This window comes from Pseudoxanthomonas sp. OG2, from assembly GCF_014192765.1.
Taxonomy (GTDB): Bacteria; Pseudomonadota; Gammaproteobacteria; order Xanthomonadales; family Xanthomonadaceae; genus Pseudoxanthomonas_A; species Pseudoxanthomonas_A beigongshangi.
This window is the reverse complement of sequence record NZ_JACHYM010000002.1, coordinates 139418-160836: the sequence shown is the minus strand read 5'-3', so window position 1 is coordinate 160836 and position 21419 is coordinate 139418. Positions and strand designations below refer to the sequence as shown.

Annotated in this window: 24 protein-coding genes; 8 read left to right on the top strand and 16 right to left on the bottom strand. The window is 67.8% G+C overall.

Annotated features, from left to right (window positions below; translation table 11 throughout):
• Positions 1-30 precede the first annotated feature (30 nt).
• Together FHW78_RS13810 and FHW78_RS13805 are read left to right on the top strand one after the other, a co-directional pair.
• Positions 31-948: a 5'-nucleotidase gene (locus tag FHW78_RS13810; protein ID WP_183641724.1), complete on the top strand. Its 918-nt coding sequence runs from the start codon at positions 31-33 to the stop codon at positions 946-948.
• The gene (locus tag FHW78_RS13805; RefSeq protein WP_343205570.1) at positions 945-1673 is read left to right on the top strand and encodes a transferase; all 729 of its coding nucleotides are present in this window, start codon (positions 945-947) and stop codon (positions 1671-1673) included. Before FHW78_RS13810 ends, FHW78_RS13805 begins: the two co-directional genes overlap by 4 nt.
• Before the next feature lie 531 nt (positions 1674-2204).
• On the opposite strand, the gene FHW78_RS13800 is transcribed toward FHW78_RS13805, so the two are convergent.
• The 16 genes from FHW78_RS13800 to asnS form a co-directional block, all read right to left on the bottom strand.
• Positions 2205-2750, bottom strand: a complete 546-nt coding sequence (locus tag FHW78_RS13800; protein ID WP_183641721.1) for a DUF2939 domain-containing protein — start codon at positions 2748-2750, stop codon at positions 2205-2207.
• A 2-nt stretch (positions 2751-2752) separates the two neighbouring features.
• Complete coding sequence (locus tag FHW78_RS13795) at positions 2753-3439, bottom strand: DUF2461 domain-containing protein (RefSeq protein WP_183641718.1); 687 nt, start codon at positions 3437-3439, stop codon at positions 2753-2755.
• On the bottom strand, positions 3436-4875 hold the full coding sequence (gene sbcB / locus FHW78_RS13790; RefSeq protein WP_183641715.1) for an exodeoxyribonuclease I: 1440 nt from the start codon (positions 4873-4875) through the stop codon (positions 3436-3438). Before sbcB ends, FHW78_RS13795 begins: the two co-directional genes overlap by 4 nt.
• Entirely contained in the window at positions 4872-6242 is a 1371-nt protein-coding gene (locus FHW78_RS13785) for an NAD(P)/FAD-dependent oxidoreductase (RefSeq protein ID WP_183641712.1), read from the bottom strand. Before FHW78_RS13785 ends, sbcB begins: the two co-directional genes overlap by 4 nt.
• Before the next feature lie 13 nt (positions 6243-6255).
• A complete protein-coding gene (gene kynU, locus FHW78_RS13780; RefSeq protein WP_183641710.1) occupies positions 6256-7530 on the bottom strand; it encodes a kynureninase in 1275 nt (424 codons plus the stop codon).
• Complete coding sequence (locus tag FHW78_RS13775) at positions 7527-7904, bottom strand: 5-carboxymethyl-2-hydroxymuconate Delta-isomerase (protein WP_183641707.1); 378 nt, start codon at positions 7902-7904, stop codon at positions 7527-7529. The genes kynU and FHW78_RS13775 overlap by 4 nt, the downstream gene beginning before the upstream one ends.
• A 3-nt stretch (positions 7905-7907) precedes the next feature.
• Positions 7908-8918 carry an amidohydrolase family protein gene (locus tag FHW78_RS13770; RefSeq protein WP_183641703.1) on the bottom strand — a complete coding sequence of 337 codons (1011 nt, stop codon included), beginning with the start codon at positions 8916-8918 and terminating at the stop codon, positions 7908-7910.
• A 7-nt stretch (positions 8919-8925) separates the two neighbouring features.
• Positions 8926-9456, bottom strand: a complete 531-nt coding sequence (locus FHW78_RS13765) for a 3-hydroxyanthranilate 3,4-dioxygenase (protein ID WP_183641700.1) — start codon at positions 9454-9456, stop codon at positions 8926-8928.
• Position 9457: 1 nt separating this feature from the next.
• Positions 9458-9889, bottom strand: a complete 432-nt coding sequence (locus FHW78_RS13760; protein WP_183641695.1) for a RidA family protein — start codon at positions 9887-9889, stop codon at positions 9458-9460.
• On the bottom strand, positions 9882-10556 hold the full coding sequence (gene can, locus FHW78_RS13755; protein ID WP_192197748.1) for a carbonate dehydratase: 675 nt from the start codon (positions 10554-10556) through the stop codon (positions 9882-9884). Before can ends, FHW78_RS13760 begins: the two co-directional genes overlap by 8 nt.
• 120 nt (positions 10557-10676) lie before the next feature.
• Positions 10677-12104 carry an aldehyde dehydrogenase gene (locus tag FHW78_RS13750; protein ID WP_183641693.1) on the bottom strand — a complete coding sequence of 476 codons (1428 nt, stop codon included), beginning with the start codon at positions 12102-12104 and terminating at the stop codon, positions 10677-10679.
• Between the two features lie 73 nt (positions 12105-12177).
• Entirely contained in the window at positions 12178-12966 is a 789-nt protein-coding gene (locus FHW78_RS13745; RefSeq protein WP_183641690.1) for an SDR family oxidoreductase, read from the bottom strand.
• 160 nt (positions 12967-13126) lie between these two features.
• Positions 13127-13759, bottom strand: a complete 633-nt coding sequence (locus tag FHW78_RS13740) for an FMN-binding negative transcriptional regulator (protein WP_183641687.1) — start codon at positions 13757-13759, stop codon at positions 13127-13129.
• A 10-nt stretch (positions 13760-13769) separates the two neighbouring features.
• Positions 13770-14078, bottom strand: a complete 309-nt coding sequence (locus FHW78_RS13735; protein ID WP_183641684.1) for a hypothetical protein — start codon at positions 14076-14078, stop codon at positions 13770-13772.
• The gene (locus tag FHW78_RS13730; protein ID WP_183641680.1) at positions 14075-14380 is read right to left on the bottom strand and encodes a hypothetical protein; all 306 of its coding nucleotides are present in this window, start codon (positions 14378-14380) and stop codon (positions 14075-14077) included. Before FHW78_RS13730 ends, FHW78_RS13735 begins: the two co-directional genes overlap by 4 nt.
• 19 nt (positions 14381-14399) lie before the next feature.
• Entirely contained in the window at positions 14400-15800 is a 1401-nt protein-coding gene (asnS, locus tag FHW78_RS13725) for an asparagine--tRNA ligase (RefSeq protein ID WP_183641678.1), read from the bottom strand.
• Positions 15801-15911: 111 nt separating this feature from the next.
• Between asnS and FHW78_RS13720 the strand changes: the two genes are divergently transcribed.
• The 6 genes from FHW78_RS13720 to FHW78_RS13695 all read left to right on the top strand — a co-directional run bounded on the left by FHW78_RS13720 (position 15912) and on the right by FHW78_RS13695 (position 21414).
• Positions 15912-16250 (top strand): iron-sulfur cluster assembly accessory protein, encoded by a 339-nt coding sequence (locus FHW78_RS13720; protein WP_183641675.1) that lies wholly within the window; start codon positions 15912-15914, stop codon positions 16248-16250.
• A gap of 91 nt (positions 16251-16341) precedes the next feature.
• On the top strand, positions 16342-18150 hold the full coding sequence (locus tag FHW78_RS13715) for a DUF885 domain-containing protein (protein ID WP_183641672.1): 1809 nt from the start codon (positions 16342-16344) through the stop codon (positions 18148-18150).
• A gap of 343 nt (positions 18151-18493) precedes the next feature.
• The gene (rpsF, locus tag FHW78_RS13710; protein ID WP_141453032.1) at positions 18494-18922 is read left to right on the top strand and encodes a 30S ribosomal protein S6; all 429 of its coding nucleotides are present in this window, start codon (positions 18494-18496) and stop codon (positions 18920-18922) included.
• A gap of 11 nt (positions 18923-18933) precedes the next feature.
• Positions 18934-19164: a 30S ribosomal protein S18 gene (rpsR, locus tag FHW78_RS13705; protein ID WP_079726029.1), complete on the top strand. Its 231-nt coding sequence runs from the start codon at positions 18934-18936 to the stop codon at positions 19162-19164.
• 126 nt (positions 19165-19290) lie between these two features.
• Positions 19291-19740 (top strand): 50S ribosomal protein L9, encoded by a 450-nt coding sequence (gene rplI, locus FHW78_RS13700; protein WP_183641669.1) that lies wholly within the window; start codon positions 19291-19293, stop codon positions 19738-19740.
• 276 nt (positions 19741-20016) lie between these two features.
• Positions 20017-21414 carry a replicative DNA helicase gene (locus FHW78_RS13695; protein WP_183641666.1) on the top strand — a complete coding sequence of 466 codons (1398 nt, stop codon included), beginning with the start codon at positions 20017-20019 and terminating at the stop codon, positions 21412-21414.
• The last annotated feature ends 5 nt before the right edge of the window (positions 21415-21419 follow it).

Genomic DNA, 21419 nt, shown 5'->3' with positions numbered 1-21419 from the left:
GGAAGCCCCGCGATGGCGGATACTGTGCGCATGGCCGACAATACCCCCCGCCTGTTGACCGTCGCGGTGACATCGCGCGCCCTGTTCGATCTGGAGGACAGCCACGCGCTGTTCGAACGCCAGGGCGTGGATGCCTACAGCGACCACCAGCGCAAGCACGAGGACGACGTGCTCGCGCCGGGCGTCGCGTTCCCGGTGGTGCGCAAGCTGCTGGCGCTGAATGCCGGCGCGCCCGACGACACGCCGCGGGTGGAGGTCATCCTGCTGTCGCGCAATTCCGCCGACACCGGCCTGCGCATCTTCAATTCCATCCAGCACCACGGCCTGGGCATCGTGCGCGCGGTGTTCACCTCCGGCGAGCCGACCTGGCCTTACATCCGGCCGTTCGGGGCGGACCTGTTCCTGTCCGCCAACCCGGATTCGGTACGGCGTTCGCTGGAGCATGGCATCGCCGCGGCCACCATCCTGCCGGCGCAGGCGCACCGGCAGCGCCACGAGGACCAGTTGCGGATCGCCTTCGATGGCGACGCGGTGATCTTCGGCGACGAGAGCGAGCGGATTTCGCGCGAGCAGGGCGTGGAAGCGTTCGGCCGGCACGAACGCGAGAATGCGCGCGCGCCGCTGTCGGGCGGACCGTTCAAGGGCTTCCTGTCGGCACTGCACCAGTTGCAGGAAATGTTCCCGGCCGGCGAGCACTCGCCGATTCGCACCGCGCTGGTTACCGCCCGTTCGGCGCCGGCGCACGAACGGGTCATCCGCACGCTGCGCGAGTGGGGCGTGCGCCTGGACGAAGCGCTGTTCCTGGGCGGACGTCACAAGGGGCCATTCCTGGACGCCTTCGGCGCCGACATCTTCTTCGACGATTCCCAGCACAACATCGACAGCGCACGCCCGCACGTGGCCGCCGGCCACGTCCCGCACGGCGTGGCCAACGATCCGGCGCCGTGAACGAAGGCGCCCCCCGGGTCCATCGCGGCTGGTGGTACACCACGCTGCAATTCAATCGCGACGTGACCCAGAGCCGCATGCTGACCTGGTGGCCGGACTTGCTTCAGGTCGGCTACACCCGCACCATGCTGGCCGCGCTGCTGCTGCGCCCGCGGCCGCCACGGATCGGAATCATCGGGCTGGGCGGCGGATCCCAGGCCAAGTTCTGCCATCGGCACCTGCCGGAAGCTTCCATCGAGGCGTTCGAAAGCGATGTCCGCGTGCTGGCGTTGCGCGATGCCTTCCGCGTTCCCGCCAACAGCGGGCGCTTCCAGGCCCGGCTGGGAGACGGCGCGGCGATGCTGCGCCAGCGTCGTGGCGCCTATGATCTGCTGCTCGTGGATGCCTACGAGGCGGAGGGCATCTCGCCCTCGGTCTCGACCCAGGCGTTCTACGACGACTGCCGGGATGCGCTGGCCGAAGGCGGGGCGATGGCGGTCAATCTCTACGCCACCGACGCGCGCCGGCATCTGGTGCGGATGCGGCGCAGCTTTGGCGGACGCGTGCTGGCGCTGGAGGAACCCCGCATGAGCAACCGGATCGCGTTCGCCTGGCAGCCGGGCGGTGTCGTTGCCGATCCCCGCGAGGAGCTGGCGCGCCTGCCGCGCGCGGCGCGTTGGCAACTGGCCGCACGGTTCCTGCGCCTGGCGCGCGCACGCCGGGATTGGCAGCCGCGCGATCGCTGACCCTTGGAGCCGGGCTTGCTTGGCTGGTGGGGCGTTCGGGCACGTTGGATATACGAGGAAGCGGAGCAAGCTCCGCTCTACGCCGGTGTGTAGAGCCGAGCTTGCTCGGCTGGGGATGTCTGGGCGTTCGAACATGTTGGACGGCCGGAAAGCGGAGCAAGCTCCGCTCTACGCCGGGTTGTAGAGCCGAGCTTGCTCGGCTGGGGATGCCTGGCGTTCGGACGCGTTGGACAGGCGGGAAAGCGGAGCAAGTTCCGCTCTACGCCGGGTTGTAGAGCCGAGCTTGCTCGGCTGGGGATGCCTGGCGTTCGGACGCGTTGGACAGGCGGGAAAGCGGAGCAAGTTCCGCTCTACGCCGGGTTGTAGAGCCGAGCTTGCTCAGCTGGGATGCCTGGGCGTTCGGACGTGCTGGACAGCCGGGGAAGCGGAGCAAGCTCCGCTCTACGCCGGGTTGTGGAGCCGAGCTTGCTCGGCTGGGGGCTTGGGCGTTCGGACGTGCTGGACGGCCGGGAAAGCGGAGCAAGCTCCGCTCTACGGGCCGTCCAGGGGCAGGCGGATGTCGGTGAGCCGCCAGCGCAGGCCCTGGCGGGTGAACACGCAGACGACCGGGCGGCCGTCCTCGTCGTGGATGGTCGCGGTGAAGCGCGAGAGGGATTCGAAACGATGCTTGGCGTCCTTCAGCGGATCCGCGGGTACCGGTGGCGCATGGGTATCGCCGCCGACGGTGTCGCCGACCGCCTTCTTCCACATCGAACGGCCCTGCAGGATGGCGCCGATGCCCAGCGGCGTGACCATCGTGTCGACGCCGCTGCCGATGACGTTGTTCGCCACCGACAGCGCGAACGCGCCGAGCAGGCTGGACTGGAACCCGGGGCCGGCGCGGCGGGCCAGTTGGTCTTCCACCTGCGCGCGCAGGTTGACCCGCAGGGCGGGGAAGTCCACGTGGCGTTCCAGCTTGGCGGTGTCCTGTTCGGCCAGCGCCTGGCGGATGCCGTGGATCGCCAGGTAGGGGCCCGCGGCGAGGTAGCCGAGCAAACCGGCGATCAGCAGGACGGCCAGGGCGATCCACTTCTTCATGGCTAGAACTCCAGGTCCAGGGCCGCGCACAGGTAGTCTACGAACGGCGCCAGCGCGGCCAGGTCGGCGGCCAGCACCTGGCGCAGTTTCGGTCCGGTCATCACGCTGTCGTCCAGCGAACGCCAGAACACGAAGTTCTTGTGCTTGAGATCGTCGATGAATTCGAACTCGGCCGGAAACCCGCGCGGCGGCCGGGTCAGCATCTCGCTTTCCTCGAAGTCGAAGCGCCGGCGGAACTTCGGCGCGTGCGCGGCGGCTTTCCAGCTGCCGGGATTGTCGAAGATGAACTGGCGCACCCGGCGCTGGGTATCCGGCTCCGGATGCCACAACCCGGCGCCGACGAAGCATTCGCCCGGCTGCAGGTGGATGTAGAACGACGGCGCCGGCACCTGCTTGCGGCGTTCGTGGTACAGGCGTGCGCCCTGCCAGGGTTTGTAGGGCGACTTGTCGGTGGAGAAGCGGGCGTCGCGGTAGATCCGGAACAGCGAACCACCGACCGTCTTCGGATCGGAACGGAAATGTTCGCTGACCTGCGCCAGATCCGGTTGCAGATCGGTCAGCAGGCGCAGGAACGGTTCCTTGACGTGCTCCTCGTACTGCGCCTTGTGCGCGGCGAACCAGGTCTTGTCGTTGTGCCGCGCCAGTCCGCGCAGGAACTTGAAACTGGCGTCGGAAAAATAACTGCTCACAGGCTCTGCTCCAGATCCCGGCCCCAGGCCTGCAACTGGTCGAGCAGGGCCTGCTTCGGGCCGTCGGTGGTGGGGGCCGCGCGCAGCGCGGCGATTTCAGCGTGGAAACTTTCGAAACCGTACTCGGAAAGCCCACTGTCGCCGATCAGGCGCCGGCGGCGGTAATCGTCCCAGCGCAGGCGTTCGTCGGCGGTCAAGGTGGCCGGCCAGTTGCGCGCGCGGTAGCGGAACAGCAGTTCCGGCAGGCGCGGGTCGCGGAAACCGAAGTCGCGCTGGCCCAGCAGTTCCGGCGGGGTGGCGCGCAGATCGGGAAACCGGCGGCGGTCGCCGTCGCCAAGGAAACCGCCATACAGCGAGGCATCGACATCGGGCACGGCGAACTCGCGTTCGCCGGCGAACACGCGGCGCACCTTCTCGGCCAGCGCCGGTCCGGCCGCGCGCAGGCGGATGGCATTGGCCTCGGTGATCAGCAGGTCGATGCGCAGGCGTTCGAAGTCGGCATCGCGCAGGTGTGCCAGGGCGACCAGCACCGGTGCCTTGTTCAGGTGGATTTCCTTCAGCGGAATGCGCGATTCACCCGGCGGCAGATCCGCCGCGGGCGTGTACAGGCGATCGGCGATGGCTTCCGGTGCCAGGTGCAGCAGCGGATCCGGGTCGGCATCCAGGTCGTACACGATGATGCGGTTGTCGTATTGCGGATGGCGCGCCAGCGGCAGCACCAGCGCCGCGCACATGCGGCTGGCCGGATAGCGCTGGGAGATGTGCAGGACCGGGGTCATCGCCACCGTGTCCAGCAGGCTGGCGGCGAAGCGCTTGTCGCGCAGTTTCAGCGCGTATTCCCACAGGCGGGGTTGCGCCTGGCGCATCCGCCGGGCCATGCCGATGGTCGCGCGCACGTCGGACAGCGCCTCGTGCGCATCGCCCTGGCGGACATGGTTGGCCAGCGCGAGGTGTTCCAGCCGGAACGAGGTGACGCCATCCTCGCGCTGCGGCCAGACGATGCCGTCCGGGCGCAGTGCGTGGGTCAGCCGCATCACGTCCAGCAGATCCCAGCGCGAATTTCCTCCGCGCCATTCGCGCTCGTAGGGGTCGAAGAAGTTGCGGAACAGGCCGTGGCGGACGAACTCGTCATCGAAGCGCAGCGAGTTGTAGCCCAGCGTGCAGGTATCCGGCCGCGACATCTCGTCGGCGATGCGGGCGAACGCCGCCGCCTCGTTGACGCCCTGGCGCGCGGCCTGCTGCGGGGTGATGCCGGTGATCAGCGTGGCGGTGGGCGAGGGCAGCAGATCGTCGGCGGGCTGGACGAAGAAATCGATCGGATCCTCGATCGGATTCAGCTCCGCATCGGTGCGCTGGGCGGCGAACTGGGCGATGCGGGTACGGCGCGGATCCGCGCCGAAGGTCTCCAGATCGTAGAACAGGAAGCTGGCGCTCACCGCGCTTCCGCCTCCAGCGGTTGCAGGCGACGGATCACTTCGGCATCCACCCGCGCCCAGTCCACCTGATCCAGGCGTTCCAGTCCCCGGGTGGCGGCGACCAGCAGTTCGCGCTGGACGATGCTGCGCTCCAGCGCGACCCGATAGGGAATGCGCAGGAAGGTGACCATGGTGTAGTGCGGCACGAAGCGGCCCGGATGGCGCTCCTGCAGGGTCCGTTCCAGCTCGCGCTGGAGCAGGAACGCCGCGTCGTCCACCTTGTCGCGCATTTCCACGTAGTTCTCCAGCGCCATTTCCTGGATCGCGCGCGCATTGGGCTGGCGCTCGCGCTGGAACGCGGCGAACGCCTCGGCGCGTTCCCCGTGGCGCTCCAGTTGCTCGGCCAGCGCCACGCAGTCCTCGAAGGCGCAGTTCATGCCCTGGCCGTGGAACGGCACCATCGCGTGGGCGGCGTCACCGAGCAGGACCGCGCGGTCGTCGATGTACCAGCGGTCCAGGTACAGGGTGGCCAGCAGGCCGACCGGGTTGCGGTGCCAGTCCTCTTCCAGGTGCGGGATCAGCGGCACCGCATCGGGGAAGTCGCGTTCGAACAGCGCGTGCGCCTGCGCCGGCGTGTGCACGGTGTCGAAACCGGGATCGCCGTGGTTGGGCAGGAACAGGGTGACGGTGAAGGTCTTTTCGTCGTTGGGCAGGGCGATGCACATGTAGTGGCCGCGCGGCCAGATGTGCAGGGCGTTGGGTTCGATCTGGAAGCCCCCGTCGGCCGCTGGCGGGATTTCCAGTTCCTTGTAGGAGTGGTCGAGGAAATCGGTGCGCTCGCCGAGATCGGTGCGCAGCCGCATCGCCGCGCGCAGCGACGAACCGGCGCCGTCGGCGCCGACCAGCGAACGGAAGTCGATGGGATGGCGGCCGCCGTCGCGATCATCGATGAAGGTGGCCACCCGGTCCTGAAAATCCACCGTGTCCAGCTGGCGGTGGAAATGCAGCGAAGCGCCGGCCTGTTCGGCCAGGTCGAGCAGGGTGATGTTGAGATCGCCGCGGTGCACCGACCAGATCACTTCCGAATCGTCGCGACCGTAGCGCTGCAACTGCGGCTGGCCGTCGCGCGGGTGGACCATGCGCCCGCGCATCATCACCGCCTGCTTCATCACCGCCTCGTCGGCGTCGGCCTGGCGCAGCGCGTGGCGGCCGCGCTCGGCCAGGGCCAGGTTGATCGACCGGCCGCCGCCGTAGCCTTTGACGCGCGGGTCGCCGCGTTTTTCGTACACGTCCACCTGCCAGCCCTTGCGGGCCAGCAGGGTCGCCAGCAGCGCGCCGGCCAGGCCGGCGCCGATGATGGTGAGGGAACGGTCGTTGGATGCGTTCAAGGGGTTGCTCCGGTCAGACGCCGCGCCAGGTCTCCACTTCCTCGACGAAGCGGTAGACGTCCATGAAACGGTTGTACAGCGGGGTCGGCGAGATCCGGATCACGTCCGGTTCGCGCCAGTCGCCAATCGTGCCGACCGACGCCAGGTATTCGAACAGGTCGCGCCCGCGCTCGCGGCCGCCCACCACCCGCAGCGACAACTGCGCGCCGCGCTGGGCCGGATCGGCGGGCGTGACGATCTGCAGCGCGTCGCCGACGCGGGCGCGGATGAGCGCCTCCAGGAAGCCGGTCAGTTTTTCCGACTTGGCGCGCAGCGCGGCCATGCCGCCGGCCTGCGCGATCAGTTCCAGCGAGGCGCGCAACGGGGCCAGGCCCAGGATCGGAGGATTGCTGAGCTGCCAGCCGTCGGCGCCGGGCGTGGGCACGAACTCGGGTGCCATCCTGAACCGGCTTTCCTTCTGGTGGCCCCACCAGCCGGCGAAGCGCGGGCGGTCCGTGTGCGCGTGCCGCTCATGCACGAAACAGCCGGCGACCGCGCCCGGCCCGGCGTTCATGTACTTGTAGTGGCACCACACCGCGAAGTCGGCGCCACTGGCGTGCAGCTGCACCGGCAGGTTGCCGGCCGCGTGGGCCAGGTCGAACCCGACCAACGCGCCCTGCGCGTGGCCGAGGCGGGTGATTTCCGCCAGGTCGAACGCCTGTCCGGTTCGATACTGGATGCCCGGCCACAGCACCAGGGCCAGGCGATGGCCATGCTCGCCGATGGCGCGCTCGATGGCCTGCATCGACAGCGTGCCGTCGGGTTGATCCGGTTCCAGCTCGATCAGATCGCGCGCCGGGTCGAAGCCATGGAAACGCACCTGCGATTCCAGCGCGTGGCGGTCGGACGGGAACGCGCCGGCTTCCATCAGGATGGCCGGACGCTCGGCGGTGGGCCGGTAGAAGCTGACCATCATCAGGTGCAGATTGGCGGTCAGCGAGTTCATCGCCACGACCTCGGTCGGCTGCGCGCCGACCACTTTCGCCAGCCCGTCGCGGACCAGCTCGTGGTAGGTCATCCACTGCGCCGGCTCGGTGAAGTGACCCTCCACCGCCTGCTCGGCCCACTTGTCCAGTACCTCCTGCACGTACTTGCGCGCGCCGCGCGGTTGCAGGCCCAGCGAGTTGCCGCAGAAATAGAGCTGCTCGTTGTGCTTGTGCTTCGGAATCAGGAACTCGTTGCGCAGGGCGCGCAGCGGGTCGGCGGCATCGAGGGCGATGGCATGGGTACGGGACAGCGCGTCGGTCATGAAGAGGCCGGTGAAGAGATGGGAGGAACGGTGGTCTTGCGGTAGCTGGCCGGAAGTTCGCCGACTTCCGCGCAGATCTGCAGGGCGTGCGACCCCGCCGGAAGGTGCGTGCGCAGCGCGTGCAGCAGCGCCTCGGACAACTGCGCGCGCACGGCCTCGTCACGGCCGGGAAGGATGCGCAGGCGTGCATGGACGAACGCGCGCGCGGCATCGGCGTCGGTGCCGACCAGAAAGTCGGACAGCGCGACGGCGCGGCTCTTGATCGCTTCCTCGTTGAAATGCCCGCTGTCGAGCAGGACCTGGTTGAGCCGAGACAACAGCGCGCGCGCGTCCAGGACGAGGTTGTCGGTGTATTGCAGGGTCAGGTGCGGCATGGGTCAGTCGAACCGTTGCCGCGACAGGCCCAGCCATTCCAGCGCGGTGCCGTGGTAGAGGCGGGCCTGTTCGGCTTCGCCCAGGGCCAGCGCGGCGATGCCGGCGCCGGGCTCCTGCTCGCCCAGCGGAAACGGATAGTCGGTGCCCAGCATCACCCGGTCGATGCCGACGGTGTCCAGCAGGTAGCGCAGCGCGCGCGGATCGGCCACCCATGAATCGAAGTAGACCCGGTCCAGGTACTCGCGCGGGTTGCGGTGGTTGTCGGTGGCGACCAGATCCGGACGCATGTTGAAGCCGTGTTCGATGCGGCCGATGGTGTAGGGGAAGCTGCCGCCGCCGTGGGCGAAGCAGACCTTGAGGCCGGGCAGGCGTTCCAGCACGCCGCCGAAGATCAGGCAGCAGGCCGCGCGCGACTGCTCGGCCGGCATGCCGACCAGCCAGGGCAGCCAGTACTTGGGCATGGAGGCCGCGCCCATCATGTCCCAGGGATGCACCAGTATCGCGGCGCCGAGTTCGCTGGCGGCCTGGAAGAACTCGAACAGTTCCGGCGCGTCGAGGTTCCAGTCGTTGACGTGGCTGCCGATCTGCACGCCCTGCAGGCCGAGCTGATCCATGCAGCGCTCCAGTTCCTGCACCGCCAGCCGTGGTGACTGCAGCGGCACGGTGCCGATACCGGCGTAGTGGCGCGGGTAGTCGCGGCAGGCCGCGGCGGTGTGATCATTGAGCGCCTGGTGCAGTTCCAGCGCCTGGTGTGGCTTGGCCCAGTAGCTGAACATCACCGGCACCGTGCTGATCACCTGCACCTGCACGCCGAACTTGGCGTAGTCGGCGATGCGCTCCACCGGATCCCAGGTCTTGGGCCAGATCTCGCGGAAAAAACGCCCGTCCTTGTAGATGCGGTGGCGGCCGTCATCGCCGTGGTGGATGACCGGGAAGCGGTTGTCGCCGTACTTGCCGGCCAGATCGGGCCAGTCGCGCGGCAGGAAGTGGGCGTGGGTGTCGATCTTCAGCATGGAGCGCTCAGGTATCCGCCATCACGTACTTGCCGGGTGCCGGGTTCAGGTGCCCGCACTGCGTGCAGGTCCGGTGCGCTTGCGAGGAATAGAAGCGGTCGAACACCGGTGGGAAATCCGTCTCGATGTTCTTCAGGATGAAGTACTCCTCGTACAGCTTGTGATTGCAGCGCTCGCAGTACCACAGCAGCCCATCTTGTTCGTGCGGCAGCCGCCGGCGTTCGATCACCAGGCCGACCGAGTCGGGCATCCGCTGCGGGGAATGCGGCACGCGCGGCGGCAGCAGGAAGATCTCGCCGGCGCGGATCGGGATATCGCGCACTGCGCCGTCTTCCTGGATCTTCAGCACCATCTCGCCTTCGAGCTGGTAGAACCATTCCGGTCCTTCGTCGTAGTGGAAGTCGGTGCGCTGGTTGGGGCCGCCGACCACCATGACGATGAAGTCGCCCGCGTAGATCACCTTGTTGCCGACCGGCGGCTTGAGCAGGTGGCGGTGTTCCTCGATCCAGGCCAGCAGGTTGATCGGTCCGGGCAGCATGTCAGCGTTCCTCGGGCAAGGCGGCGACGCACTTGAGTTCGATGGCGATGGGCGTGGGCAGGGCGGTGATGCCCAGGGTGGTGCGGCAGGGCGCGCGCGCCGCGTCCGGGAAATACTCGGCCCAAACCTGGTTGTAGGCCTTGAAGTCGCGGGCCATGTCGGTGAGGTAGACGGTCACGTCGACCAGATCCTCCCAGCGCGCGCCGCTGGCTTCCAGCACCGCGCGCACGTTGGCGAACACCGCGCGCGCCTGCGCCTGGATGTCGTAGCCGCGCACGCGGCCGTCGGCGAAGTAATCGTTGCCGGGAATGGTGTCGGTGGCCGGATCGCGCGGGCCGATGCCGGACAGGAACAGCAACGGGCCGACCCGGCGCGCGTGCGGATACGCGCCGACCGGCACGGGTGCCGTCGTGGTCCGGATGCCTTCACCCATCGCGACGGTCCCCGCGCGCGGGCATCCGCGCCAGCGCCTGTTCGTAGGTCGGGTGCAGGCGGTCGGCGGCGTCCACGTCCATGCCCAGTTCGCGCACGCGGCCGTCGAACAGGCTGTAGACCCAGCCGTGCACGGTCAGCGGCTGGTTGCGCGCCCAGGCGTCCTGGACCACGGTGGTCTGGCAGACGTTGAACACCTGCTCGATCACGTTCAGTTCGCACAGGCGGGCGTGGCGCAGCGACTCGGTGTCCTCCTCGGCCAGGCGGACGGCATGCTTGGTGGCCACGTCGGCGACGTGGCGCAGCCAGTTGTCGGCCAGGCCGACCCGGGCGCCGGTCATCGCCGCGTGCACGCCGCCGCAGCCGTAGTGGCCGACCAGCAGGATGTGCTCGACCTTGAGGATGTCGACCGCGAACTGGATCACCGACAGGCAATTGAGATCGCCATGCGACATGACGTTGGCGATGTTGCGATGGACGAACACCTCGCCCGGGTCCAGCCCCAGGATCTGGTTGGCGGGCACGCGCGAATCGGAGCAGCCGATCCACAGGTAGCGCGGCGACTGCTGCTGCGACAGGCGTTTGAAGAAGCCGGGATCCTCGTGCTTGATCCGTTCGGCCCATTCACGGTTGTTGCGCAGCAGGTTTTCGAGTTCGCTATCACTCACGGGCGGTTTCCGGTTCTGGCGGGGGAGGGTGGAGCGCTCGGCGGTCCACCGCGTAGTTTGCGCCCATCGCCGGCGATCGTCAGCAGCCGGCCGTGCGCCGGATGGCGGGGAAGCGGGGTTTCAGCCGGTGGCGATGCAGACATTCCGCGCCTCGGTGAAAAACCGCATCGCCTCCATGCCGCCTTCGCGGCCCAACCCGGACCGGCCCATGCCGCCGAACGGGGTGCGCAGATCACGCATCAGCCAGGTGTTGATCCAGACGATGCCGGCACGCAGCCGCGCGGCCATGCGGTGGGCGCGGTCGAGGTCGCGGGTCCAGATCATCGCGGCCAGCCCATAATCGCCCGCGTTGGCCAGCGCCAGCGCCTGCGCGTCGTCATCGAACGCCTGCAGGGTCGCCACCGGCCCGAAGATTTCCTCGCGGTTGCTGGCGCTGTCCGGTCCCAGCCCTTCTATCAGGACGGGTTCCACGAACCAGCCGCCGCGCGCCGACGCCTCGCCTCCCAGCAGGAAGCGGCCGCCTTCGATGCGGGCGCGGGCGATGCAGGCGGTGACCTTGTCGTGATGCGCCTGCGACACCAACGGGCCGAGATCGGTGGCCTCGTCGGCGGGATCGCCAACCCGCAGCGCGGCGGCGCGGGCGCTGAAGGCCTCGCGGAACTCGTCGTAAATGGCACGCTCCACCAGCAGGCGCGAGCCGCACAGGCAGATCTGCCCGGAGTTCTGGAACGCCGAACGCACCAGCGTGTCCAACTGGTTGCGCCAATCGCTGTCGGCGAACACCAGGGTCGGGTTCTTGCCACCCAGTTCCAGCGAGATCTTCTTCAACTGCGGGCCGGCCAGGGCGGCGATGCGCTGGCCGACCCCGGTGCTGCCGGTGAAGGACACCGCCTTGATCCGTGGATGCAGCACCAGCGGCTCTCCGACCCGCGGACCGGTGCCGTGCACGATGTTCAGCACGCCGGCCGGAAAGCCGATCTCCGCGGCCAGTTCGCCCAGCATCGTCGCGGTCAGCGGCGTGACCTCCGAGGGCTTGGCGACCACGGTGTTGCCGGCGGCCAGCGCGGGCGCGATCTTCCAGGTGAACAGGTACAGCGGCAGGTTCCAGGGCGAGATCGTGGCGACCACTCCGAGGGGCTGGCGCAGGGTGTAGTTCAGGCCCGCCTCGCCGTGGTGCGCCTCGCTGCCGATCTGGGTGGCCGCGTGGGCGAAGAAACGCAGGTTGGCGATCGCGCGGGGAATCTCGATCTGGCGCGCCAGCCGGATCGGCTTGCCGCCGTCCCGGGACTCGGCCTGGGCGAACGCTTCCAGGCGGGACTCGAGCGCCGATGCCAGGCGTTCCAGCCAGGCCGCGCGTTCGGAACCGCGCAGCGACGACCACGCAGGCCAGGCGCGGGTCGCCGCCTGCACGGCCGCCTCCACGTCGGCCTCGTCGCCATCGGCGAGGCGTGCGTATTCGCGGGTGTCGGCGGGCGCATGCACCGCGCGCCAGCCGCCGTTGCGGGCCGCCTGCGGCTGGCCGTCGATCCAGTGGGTCAGCGATAGCATGGCGCAAGCTTAACCCGGCCCGTGTCGACGGCCTGCTGCATTGCGGTCGGCGCGGGAACCGCCGCCGGAGTCCTCAGATGGATTGCATGCGTCCGCCGTCCACCGCCAGGCTGACGCCGCTGATGTAACCGGCGGCGGGCGAGGCCAGGAAGGCGATGGCCGCGGCGACTTCGACCGGATCGGCGAAGCGGCCGGCCGGCACCGTGGCCAGCATGCCGGCGGCCACGACGGCTTCGTCCTTGCCACTGGCGGCGCTGCGATCGTCAAGGATCTGCTGCAGGCGGCGAGTGCGGGTATAGCCCGGCAGCACGTTGTTGACGGTGATGCCGTCGGCGCCGAGTTCGCGCGACAGGGTCTTGGCCCAGGACGCCACCGCGCCGCGGATGGTGTTGGACACGCCCAGGTTGGGAATGGGCTCCTTCACCGAGGTGGATACCACGTTCACGATGCGGCCCCAGCCGGCGTCCCGCATGCCCGGGACCACCAGGCCGGCCAGCAACTGGTTGGCCAGCAGATGGCGCTGGAACGCGTCGAGATAGGCACTCGCGTCGGCATCGATGGCGCGTCCGCCCGGCGGACCGCCGGTGTTGTTGACCAGGATGTGCACGGGGGATCGGGCCACCAGCGCCTCGGCGCCCGCGCGCAGCCCGGCGGGATCGGCCAGATCCGCGGCCAGCCAATCGTGCGATTGGCCCGAGGCGACCGTCGGCAGGTCCGCCGCGACGTCCGCCAGCACCTCGGCCCGTCGCGCCAACAGGGTGACGCTGGCGCCGAGCAGCGCCAACTCATGCGCCACCGCGCGGCCGATGCCTTCTGAGGCGCCGCAGACCAGCGCGTGACGACCGGACAGGTTCAGATCCATCGACGTTCCTCGATATGCCGAACCCGCAGTCTACCGATTGCCATCCTGTAGGAGCGACGTCAGTCGCGACCGCCGTGCAGGGACGAGCGAAGGCCGAACCGTTGGCGATTCTTCCGGTCGCGACTGACGTCGCTCCTACAGGGAAGAGGGCGGGGTGTGTTCAGTCGGCGCGGCGAGCCAGGCGGTCCAGCATCCGCGTGGCGATTTCGTGGGCGTTCGGGTCGTCCTGTTCGCGCAGGCCGGCGGCGGCGCCGCGGACATTGGCTTCGGGATGGTTCTGGCTCAGTTTGAACTTCAGTTCGATCCGTTCGACCCGGAAGCGGAAACCGATGATGCCGCGCAATTGGCTGGCGTGATCCTGGCGCTCGGGTTCGAACCGCCAGTCCTTGCCCACCCGTGCCTCGTTGGCCTGGCTCAGACGAGCCACGATGCCGGCGAGCGCGGTGGTGTCCTCGGTGGGTTCCAGCGTGCCGTACAGGTGCGCGATCGCGTAGTTCCAGGTCGGCACGCGCGCGGCGGTTTCCTTGTCCGGATACCAGCCGGGCGAAAGATAGGCGTGCGGGCCGTGCACGATCAGCAGGGCAGGGCCGGCGTGCCGCGCCTGCGGGTTGGGCCGCGCCCAATGGCCCTCGATGAGGATGCGTTCGCCGTCGCGCGCGTACAGCACGGGCAGATGGCTGGCGAACGGCGCGCCGTCGGCGTCGGTGGTGATCAGGGTGACGAAGGCGTCGCGCGCGATCAGCCGGTCCAGTTCCCCCAGGTCGGTCTCGGCGAAGGCGCGCGGGGTGTACATGCGCGCCCGATCAGGCCCGGCCGCCGAGCTGTTGCACCATCTGCGCGGGCAGCGCGTCGTCGCTGTCGGCACGCGGCGGGCTGACTTCATCCAGCGAGAAACCACGCTGCAGCGCGTCTTCCTCGTCCAGTCCGTCGTAGGCGACGAACTCGGCGTCGAACAGCGCCGCGCGGGCGCTGTCCTCGCTGTCGTAGGTCAGGGTGTTGCCATCGCTGTCCAGCACCTGCGCGGTGCCGGCCTCCAGCACCCGCAGGCGGGCCCAGATCAGGGTCCGGCCGAGCGAGGCGACGTACCAGGCGTCATGGATCGAATCGTTCATTTGAGCACCAGCGAGAACACCGTCAGCAACCCCGACGACACCAGGGCAACGAAGATCACCAGCAGCGAAATGCGCGCCGGCGCGGCCAGGCCGCTGAGCGAACTGTCGCGCAGCGGCAGGTAGCCGCGCGCCAGCAGCCAGCGCAGCGCGATCGGCTTGAGGAAAGCGCCTTCGCCCCACTGGCCGCCGAGCGCGGCATGCCGATCCCGGATATGCACCAGCGTGAGCGGCCAGAAGATCACGAACGCGCAGAAGCCGGCGATGGCGACGCCGACAAAACACAGGGCAAAGAACAGCAGCATCGTTGCAATCCGCTCCGGCTCAGAACTCGGCGCTGCCGGGCGCGCGCGGATAGGGAATGGCGTCGCGGATGTTGGTCAGGCCGCAGACGTAGACCACCAGCCGCTCGAAACCCAGGCCGAAGCCGGCGTGCGGCACCGTGCCGTAGCGGCGGAAGTCGCGGTACCAGCCGTAATGGGCCGGATCCAGGCCGAACTGCGCCATGCGCGCGTCCAGCACGTCCAGGCGCTCCTCGCGCTGGCTGCCGCCGATGATCTCGCCGATGCCCGGGGCCAGCACGTCCATGGCCGCGACGGTCTTGCCGTCGTCGTTCAGGCGCATGTAGAAGGCCTTGATGTGTTCGGGGTAGTTCATCACCACCACCGGGCGGCCGACGTGCTGCTCGGTCAGCCAACGCTCGTGCTCGGTCTGCAGGTCCAGGCCCCATTCGACCGGGAAGTCGAACTTCTTGCCGGATTTCTGCAGCAGGCCGATCGCATCGGTGTAGTCGATGCGCTCGAACGGCGCGTTGATGAAGGTTTCCAGGCGGGTGATGGCGTCCGGCTGCACGCGCTCGGCGATGAACGCCATGTCGTCGCCGCGTTCGTCCAGCACCGCGCGGAACAGGTACTTGAGGAAGTCCTCGGCCAGGTCGGCGTCGGCGGCCAGATCGGCGAAGGCGATCTCCGGCTCGATCATCCAGAACTCGGCCAGGTGGCGGGTGGTGTTGCTGTTCTCGGCGCGGAAGGTCGGCCCGAAGGTGTAGACCTTGCTCAGCGACAGGCAGTAGGCCTCGACATTGAGCTGGCCGGACACGGTCAGGAAGGTTTCCTTGCCGAAGAAGTCGCGCGAGAAATCCACCGCGCCCTTGCCGTCGCGCGGCAGGTTGGCCATGTCCAGGGTGGACACGCGGAACATCTGGCCGGCGCCCTCGGCGTCGGAGGTGGTGATGATCGGCGTGCTGATCCAGTAGAAGCCGCGCTCGTGGAAGAAGCGGTGCACGGCCTGGGCCAGGCAGTTGCGGATGCGGGTGACCGCGCCGAACAGGTTGGTCCGCGGACGCAGGTGGGCGACCTCGCGCAGGAACTCCAGCGAATGGGCCTTGGGCTGGATCGGATAGGTTTCCGGGTCCTCGACCCAGCCGACCACCTCGATCCGGCTGGCCTGGATCTCGAAGCTCTGGCCCTGGCCCTGCGAGGGCACCAGGGTGCCGGTGGCGACCACCGCGCAGCCGGCGGTCAGGCGCTTGATTTCGGATTCGTAGTTGTCCAGGTCGCTGGGCGACACCACCTGGATGGCGGCGAAGCAGGAGCCGTCGCTGACATTCACGAAGGACAGGCCCGCCTTGGAATCGCGCCGCGTGCGCACCCAGCCGCGTACCGTGACCTCGCCGCCGGCCGGGATCTTGCCCGCCAGCGCATGTTCGACGCTCACCACCGTCATGACTTGAATCCTTCCGTAACAGGACTATTTATGGAACGGTGGAGTTTACCGGAGCGACGGGCCCAGCGGCTCGTCCACGGCCTATAATCGACGTCCCGCCTGGAGGAATGCATGGCCATCACCCTGACCCCCGTCGCCCTGGAGCGCGTGCAGCGTTTCGTCGAGCAGACGCCGGGTGCGCTGGGCCTGCGTTTCGGCGTTGCCCGCACTGGCTGCTCCGGTTGGGGCCATGTCGCCGATCTGGCCCGCGAGGAGCGCGAGGGCGACACCGTGTTCGAGTTCGAGGGCGTGCGCATCTACGTTGACGCGCAAAGCCTGGCGCTGGTGGACGGCACCGAAATCGACTTCGCCAAGCAGGGCCTGGGTGAAACCTTCCTGTTCCGCAATCCCAACGCCACCGCCGAGTGTGGCTGCGGCGAAAGCTTCACCACCCAGGCCGACGCCGCCTGATCGACGCCGCTTGATCCGGGTTCCCGCCGCGGCACTGCCGGTGGAGCGGGGCAGACGTTAAGCTTGCCGGCTTTCGCACAGGGAGCCGTCGATGTTCCGTTCACTGATGCTGGCCGCGTTGGCGGCCGTCACCGTGGCCGCGCCGCTGCGCGCGCAACCCGCGACCGACAAGCACGCGGCGCTGGAGGCGCTGTTCGCCGCCGAGTGGGAACGCGGCCTGCGCGAAAGCCCCGAGAACGCCAGCTACAACGGCGACAACCGCTACAACGACCGCTGGAGCGACCGCAGCCTGGACGCCATCGCCCGCATCGAGGCCAACGATCGGGCCGCGCTGGAAAAACTGCACGCCATCGGCCGCGAGGGCCTGTCGCCGGCTGACCAGCTCAACTACGACACTTTCGAATGGAACCTGCAGCAGGCGGTCTCCCGCCAGCGCTTCAAGGAATACCTGCAACCGATCGGCCACCAGGGCGGGGTGCAACTGGCCGACGGCATGGCCGAGGTGGTGCCGTTCGCCAGCACACAGGACTATCGCAACTGGATCGCGCGCCTGGCCAGCCTGGACACCCTGATCGACCAGACCCTGGCGCTGATGCAGCAGGGCGTGGCCGAAGGCTACATGCCGCCCAAGGTGCTGATGCAACGCGTGCCGGCGCAGATCGCCGCGCAGATCGTCGACGACCCGTCGAAGAGCCCGTTCTACCGCCCGTTCCTGAAGTTCGCCGACAGCGTGCCCGAGGCCGATCGCGCCGGCCTGCAGCGCGAAGCCCGGCAGGTCATCAGCGCCGAGGTGGTGCCGGCCTACCGCAAGCTGCAGGCGTATTTCAACCAGACCTACCTGCCGGCCAGCCGCGCCAGCATCGCCGCCACCGACCTGCCGGACGGGCAGGACTTCTATGCCGCCATGGCGGCGTATTACACGACCACGCCGCTGACGCCGCGGCAGATCCACGACATGGGCCTGAAGGAGGTCGCGCGCATCCGTGCCGAGATGGAGAAAATCAAGGCGCAGGTCGGCTTCAAGGGGGACCTGCACGCCTTCTTCGACCACCTGCGCAGCGACCCGAAATACTTCTACAAGACTCCGGCCGAACTGCTGGAGGCGTACCAGGCGCTGTCCAAGCGGATCGACCCGGAACTGGTGAAGGCGTTCCATACCATTCCCCGGCTGCCCTACGGCGTGCGCCCCATCCCGGACAACGCCGCGCCCGACACGACCACCGCCTACTACCAGCCCGGCGCCGCCGACGGCAGCCGCGCCGGCTATTACTACGTCAACCTGTACAAGCCCGAGACCCGGCCGAAGTGGGAAATGATGGCACTGTCGCTGCACGAGGCGGTGCCCGGCCACCATTTCCAGATGGCGCGCGGCATCGAACTGCCGGACCTGCCGATGTTCCGCAAGACCGCCTATTTCGTCGCCTACGGCGAGGGCTGGGGCCTGTACGCCGAGCGGCTGGGCTACGACATGGGCCTGTACGACGACCCTTACGACCGCTTCGGCCAGTTGACCTACGACATGTGGCGGGCGGTGCGGCTGGTGGTGGACACCGGCATGCACTCGATGGGCTGGAGCCGCGAGAAGGCCATCGCCTATTTCAAGGACAACGCCGCCAAGACCGACCAGGACATCGTCAACGAGATCGACCGCTACATCGCCTGGCCGGGCCAGGCGCTGGCCTACAAGATCGGCCAGTTGAAGATCTCCGAGCTGCGCGAGCGCTCGGCCAGGGCACTGGGCCCGAAGTTCGACCTGCGCGACTTCAACGACGAGGTCCTCAACACCGGCTCGGTACCGCTGGAGGCGCTGGAGAAGCGCATCGACGCGTGGATCCAGGAGCAGATGGGCGCTGAAGCCGGCAATGGCCCGAGGGAGCGCACCGGGAATGCCGGCCGCTGAAGCCCCGTCGTCCCGGCGAATGCTGGAACCCATTTCCGCGGCCACGCAACACCATGAATCACAGTAAAAAATAAGAAAAATCAAATATTAACTGGATGTTTTTAGAGTGATTTCACGGAGACCCGATATCCATCGCGGATGCCGCGTTCCTACGCCGAGGGCTTCCCGTTATCGCCGCCTGCCTCTCCATTTGCCTGCAAGTCATTGACCTGCCATAATTTCCAGCTCCCTGACGCCCATGCGGGCAACGGGGTCCTTGCTCCACCGCGCCCATCCGGGCGACGGGGGGCTGTCCCGCCCGGCGCCGCGAGGCCGCCGGGCCCACATCCGAAAGGTAAAAACGATGCGTCACTATGAAGTCGTATTCCTGGTCCACCCGGACCAGAGCGAGCAGGTGCCGGCGATGATCGAGCGCTACAAGGGCTTGATCGAGAACGGCAACGGCAAGATCCACCGTCTGGAAGACTGGGGCCGCCGCCAGCTGGCCTACCCGATCCAGAACCTGGTGAAGGCCCACTACGTCCTGCTCAACATCGAGGCCGACCAGGCCGTGCTGAACGAGCTGGTGGAAACCTTCCGCTTCAACGACGCGATCCTGCGTCACCTGGTGATCAAGCGCGATGGCGCCGACACCGAGCAGTCCCTGATCATGAAGAACAAGGACGAGAAGGGTGAGAAGTCGGAGCGTGGCGAGCGTCGCCGTCGCGATGACGACGAAGGCGAGAGCAACGAAGCCGCCGCCGAATCCTCCGACAACGCTGAAGCCGCTTAAGGAGCACCCCCATGTCCAAGTTCTTCCGTCGCCGCAAGTTCTGCAAGTTCACGGCCGAAGGCGTGAAAGAGATCGACTACAAGGATCTCAACACCCTGCGCCAGTACCTGACCGAGACCGGCAAGATCGTCCCGAGCCGCGTCACCGGCACCAAGTCCCGCTACCAGCGCCAGCTGGCCACGGCGGTCAAGCGCGCGCGTTTCCTGGCGCTGATCCCGTACACGGACAACCACGACGTGTAAGCGTCGATGGCCGGGCGCCCAGGCGCCCGGCGGTGGAGCCTCCCCGCAAGGGAGGTTCCTTTCTTCACTGTCATTCGGACAGCCCACGCTGCGGGCAAACCCCGCTAACGAATACGGAGCAATACGATGGAACTGATTCTTCTGCAGAAAGTCACCAACCTCGGCGTCCTCGGCGACAAGGTCAACGTGAAGCCCGGCTACGGCCGCAACTACCTGGTCCCGCAGGGCAAGGCCGTGCCGGCGACCGCCGCCAACCTGGCCGAGTTCGAAGCCAAGCGCGCCGAGTACGAAGCCAAGGCCAAGTCCGTGCACGATGAGGCCGAAGGCCGCCGCGCCAAGCTGGAAGGCGCCAGCGTGACCATCAAGGCCAACGCTTCGACCGAAGGCAAGCTGTTCGGTTCGGTCGGCCCGCGCGACATCGCCGACGCGTTCACCGCCGCCGGCCTGCCGCTGGAAAAGAGCGAAGTGGTGATGGGCGAAGGCCCGATCCGCAACATCGGCGAGTTCGAAGTCATCGCCAAGCTGCATGCCGACGTCGAAACCCCCATCAAGGTGGTCGTCGAAGCCGAAGCCTGATAACCCGGGCCATGCGGTACCGGAACGGGCGCCTCGCGGCGCCCGTTTCCATTTGTATTCCGACGTGTTGTCTCCAGACACGTCTCGTCGAACGGAGCGCGCGGGCATCACGTTGCCGTCCGTCGGCGCACTGCTTCCTTCACCGGCCGGGTCTCAGCTGCTGAGATTCCCACCGGTTATCCACATGGTTATCTGCAACCACCCTGCGGTGGAGCGACTACCATGACCAGTCCCGTTCCGTTCGTCCCGCACCGGTCACAGGAGTCCGTCACCCCCATGTCCGCCCGCCAAGGTTTCCGCAACGACCCGCAGGATGCGCGTATCGAACAGTTGCGGGTGCCGCCGCACTCCATCGAGGCGGAACAGGCGGTGCTGGGCGGCCTGATGCTGGCGCCGGAAGCCTATGACCGGATCAACGACAAGCTCACCGACAACGATTTCTACCGGCGCGATCACCAGCTGATCTACCGCGCCATCAGCGAACTGGCCGAACGCAATCGTCCCTACGATGCGGTGACCCTGGGCGAATGGTTCGAATCGCAGGGACACCTGGAGCAGGTCGCCGGCGGCGCCTACCTGGTGGAACTGGCCAGTTCCACGCCATCCGCCGCCAACATCGTGGCCTATGCGGAAATCGTCCGCGACAAGGCGGTGATGCGCCAGCTCATCGACGTCGGCACCGGCATCGTCAACGACGCCTTCCTGCCCGAGGGCCGCGAGAGCGCCGAACTGCTGGCCGTGGCAGAGCAGAAGGTGTTCGCCATCGCCGAGGCCGGCGCGCGCGGACGCACCGATTTCGTCGGCATGAATTCGGCGTTGAAGGACGCCTTCGAGGTCCTGCAGCACCGCTTCGAGAACGGCGGCAACGTCACCGGCCTGCCGACCGGCTACACCGACTTCGATCAGATGACCGCCGGCCTGCAGCCGACCGACCTGATCATCCTGGCCGCGCGTCCGGCCATGGGCAAGACCACCTTCGCCCTGAACATCGCCGAGTTCGCCGCCATCAAGTCGAAGAAGGCGGTGGCGGTGTTCTCGATGGAAATGTCCGCGGCCCAGCTGGCGCTGCGCCTGATTTCCTCCAACGGCCGCATCAACGCGACCCGCCTGCGCACCGGCCAACTGGAAGACGAGGACTGGAGCCGCGTCACCAGCGCGATCCGGATGCTCAAGGAAACCAAGATCTTCATCGACGACACGCCCGGCCTGTCGCCGGAGGTGCTGCGCTCCAAATCGCGCCGGCTCAAGCGCGAGCACGACCTGGGCCTGGTGGTCATCGACTACCTGCAGCTGATGTCCGTGCCCGGCAACAGCGAGAACCGCGCGACCGAGATTTCCGAGATTTCGCGCTCGCTCAAGGGCCTGGCCAAGGAACTGAACGTGCCGGTGATCGCGCTGTCCCAGCTCAACCGCTCGCTGGAAACGCGTACCGACAAGCGCCCGGTGATGGCCGACCTGCGCGAATCCGGCGCCATCGAGCAGGACGCGGACATGATCGTGTTCATCTACCGCGACGACTACTACAACAAGGAAAACTCGCCGGACAAGGGCCTGGCCGAAATCATCATCGGCAAGCAGCGTAGCGGCCCGACCGGCTCGTGCAAGCTGAAGTTCTTCGGCGAGTACACCCGCTTCGACAACCTGTCCCACGATTCGATCGGCAGCTTCGAATAAGCGCC

Coding starts and splice junctions, on each gene's coding strand:
- FHW78_RS13695 (WP_183641666.1), top strand. CDS start 20,017: ATGTCCGCCCGCCAAGGTTTCCGCAACGACCCGCAGGATGCGCGTATC.
- FHW78_RS13750 (WP_183641693.1), bottom strand. CDS start 12,104: ATGCTATCGCTGACCCACTGGATCGACGGCCAGCCGCAGGCGGCCCGC.
- rplI (WP_183641669.1), top strand. CDS start 19,291: ATGGAACTGATTCTTCTGCAGAAAGTCACCAACCTCGGCGTCCTCGGC.
- FHW78_RS13745 (WP_183641690.1), bottom strand. CDS start 12,966: ATGGATCTGAACCTGTCCGGTCGTCACGCGCTGGTCTGCGGCGCCTCA.
- FHW78_RS13810 (WP_183641724.1), top strand. CDS start 31: ATGGCCGACAATACCCCCCGCCTGTTGACCGTCGCGGTGACATCGCGC.
- asnS (WP_183641678.1), bottom strand. CDS start 15,800: ATGACGGTGGTGAGCGTCGAACATGCGCTGGCGGGCAAGATCCCGGCC.
- kynU (WP_183641710.1), bottom strand. CDS start 7,530: ATGACCGACGCGCTGTCCCGTACCCATGCCATCGCCCTCGATGCCGCC.
- FHW78_RS13800 (WP_183641721.1), bottom strand. CDS start 2,750: ATGAAGAAGTGGATCGCCCTGGCCGTCCTGCTGATCGCCGGTTTGCTC.
- FHW78_RS13770 (WP_183641703.1), bottom strand. CDS start 8,918: ATGCTGAAGATCGACACCCACGCCCACTTCCTGCCGCGCGACTGGCCC.
- FHW78_RS13740 (WP_183641687.1), bottom strand. CDS start 13,759: ATGTACACCCCGCGCGCCTTCGCCGAGACCGACCTGGGGGAACTGGAC.
- rpsR (WP_079726029.1), top strand. CDS start 18,934: ATGTCCAAGTTCTTCCGTCGCCGCAAGTTCTGCAAGTTCACGGCCGAA.
- FHW78_RS13765 (WP_183641700.1), bottom strand. CDS start 9,456: ATGCTGCCCGGACCGATCAACCTGCTGGCCTGGATCGAGGAACACCGC.
- FHW78_RS13760 (WP_183641695.1), bottom strand. CDS start 9,889: ATGGGTGAAGGCATCCGGACCACGACGGCACCCGTGCCGGTCGGCGCG.
- FHW78_RS13730 (WP_183641680.1), bottom strand. CDS start 14,380: ATGCTGCTGTTCTTTGCCCTGTGTTTTGTCGGCGTCGCCATCGCCGGC.
- FHW78_RS13720 (WP_183641675.1), top strand. CDS start 15,912: ATGGCCATCACCCTGACCCCCGTCGCCCTGGAGCGCGTGCAGCGTTTC.
- FHW78_RS13715 (WP_183641672.1), top strand. CDS start 16,342: ATGTTCCGTTCACTGATGCTGGCCGCGTTGGCGGCCGTCACCGTGGCC.
- FHW78_RS13735 (WP_183641684.1), bottom strand. CDS start 14,078: ATGAACGATTCGATCCATGACGCCTGGTACGTCGCCTCGCTCGGCCGG.
- FHW78_RS13775 (WP_183641707.1), bottom strand. CDS start 7,904: ATGCCGCACCTGACCCTGCAATACACCGACAACCTCGTCCTGGACGCG.
- rpsF (WP_141453032.1), top strand. CDS start 18,494: ATGCGTCACTATGAAGTCGTATTCCTGGTCCACCCGGACCAGAGCGAG.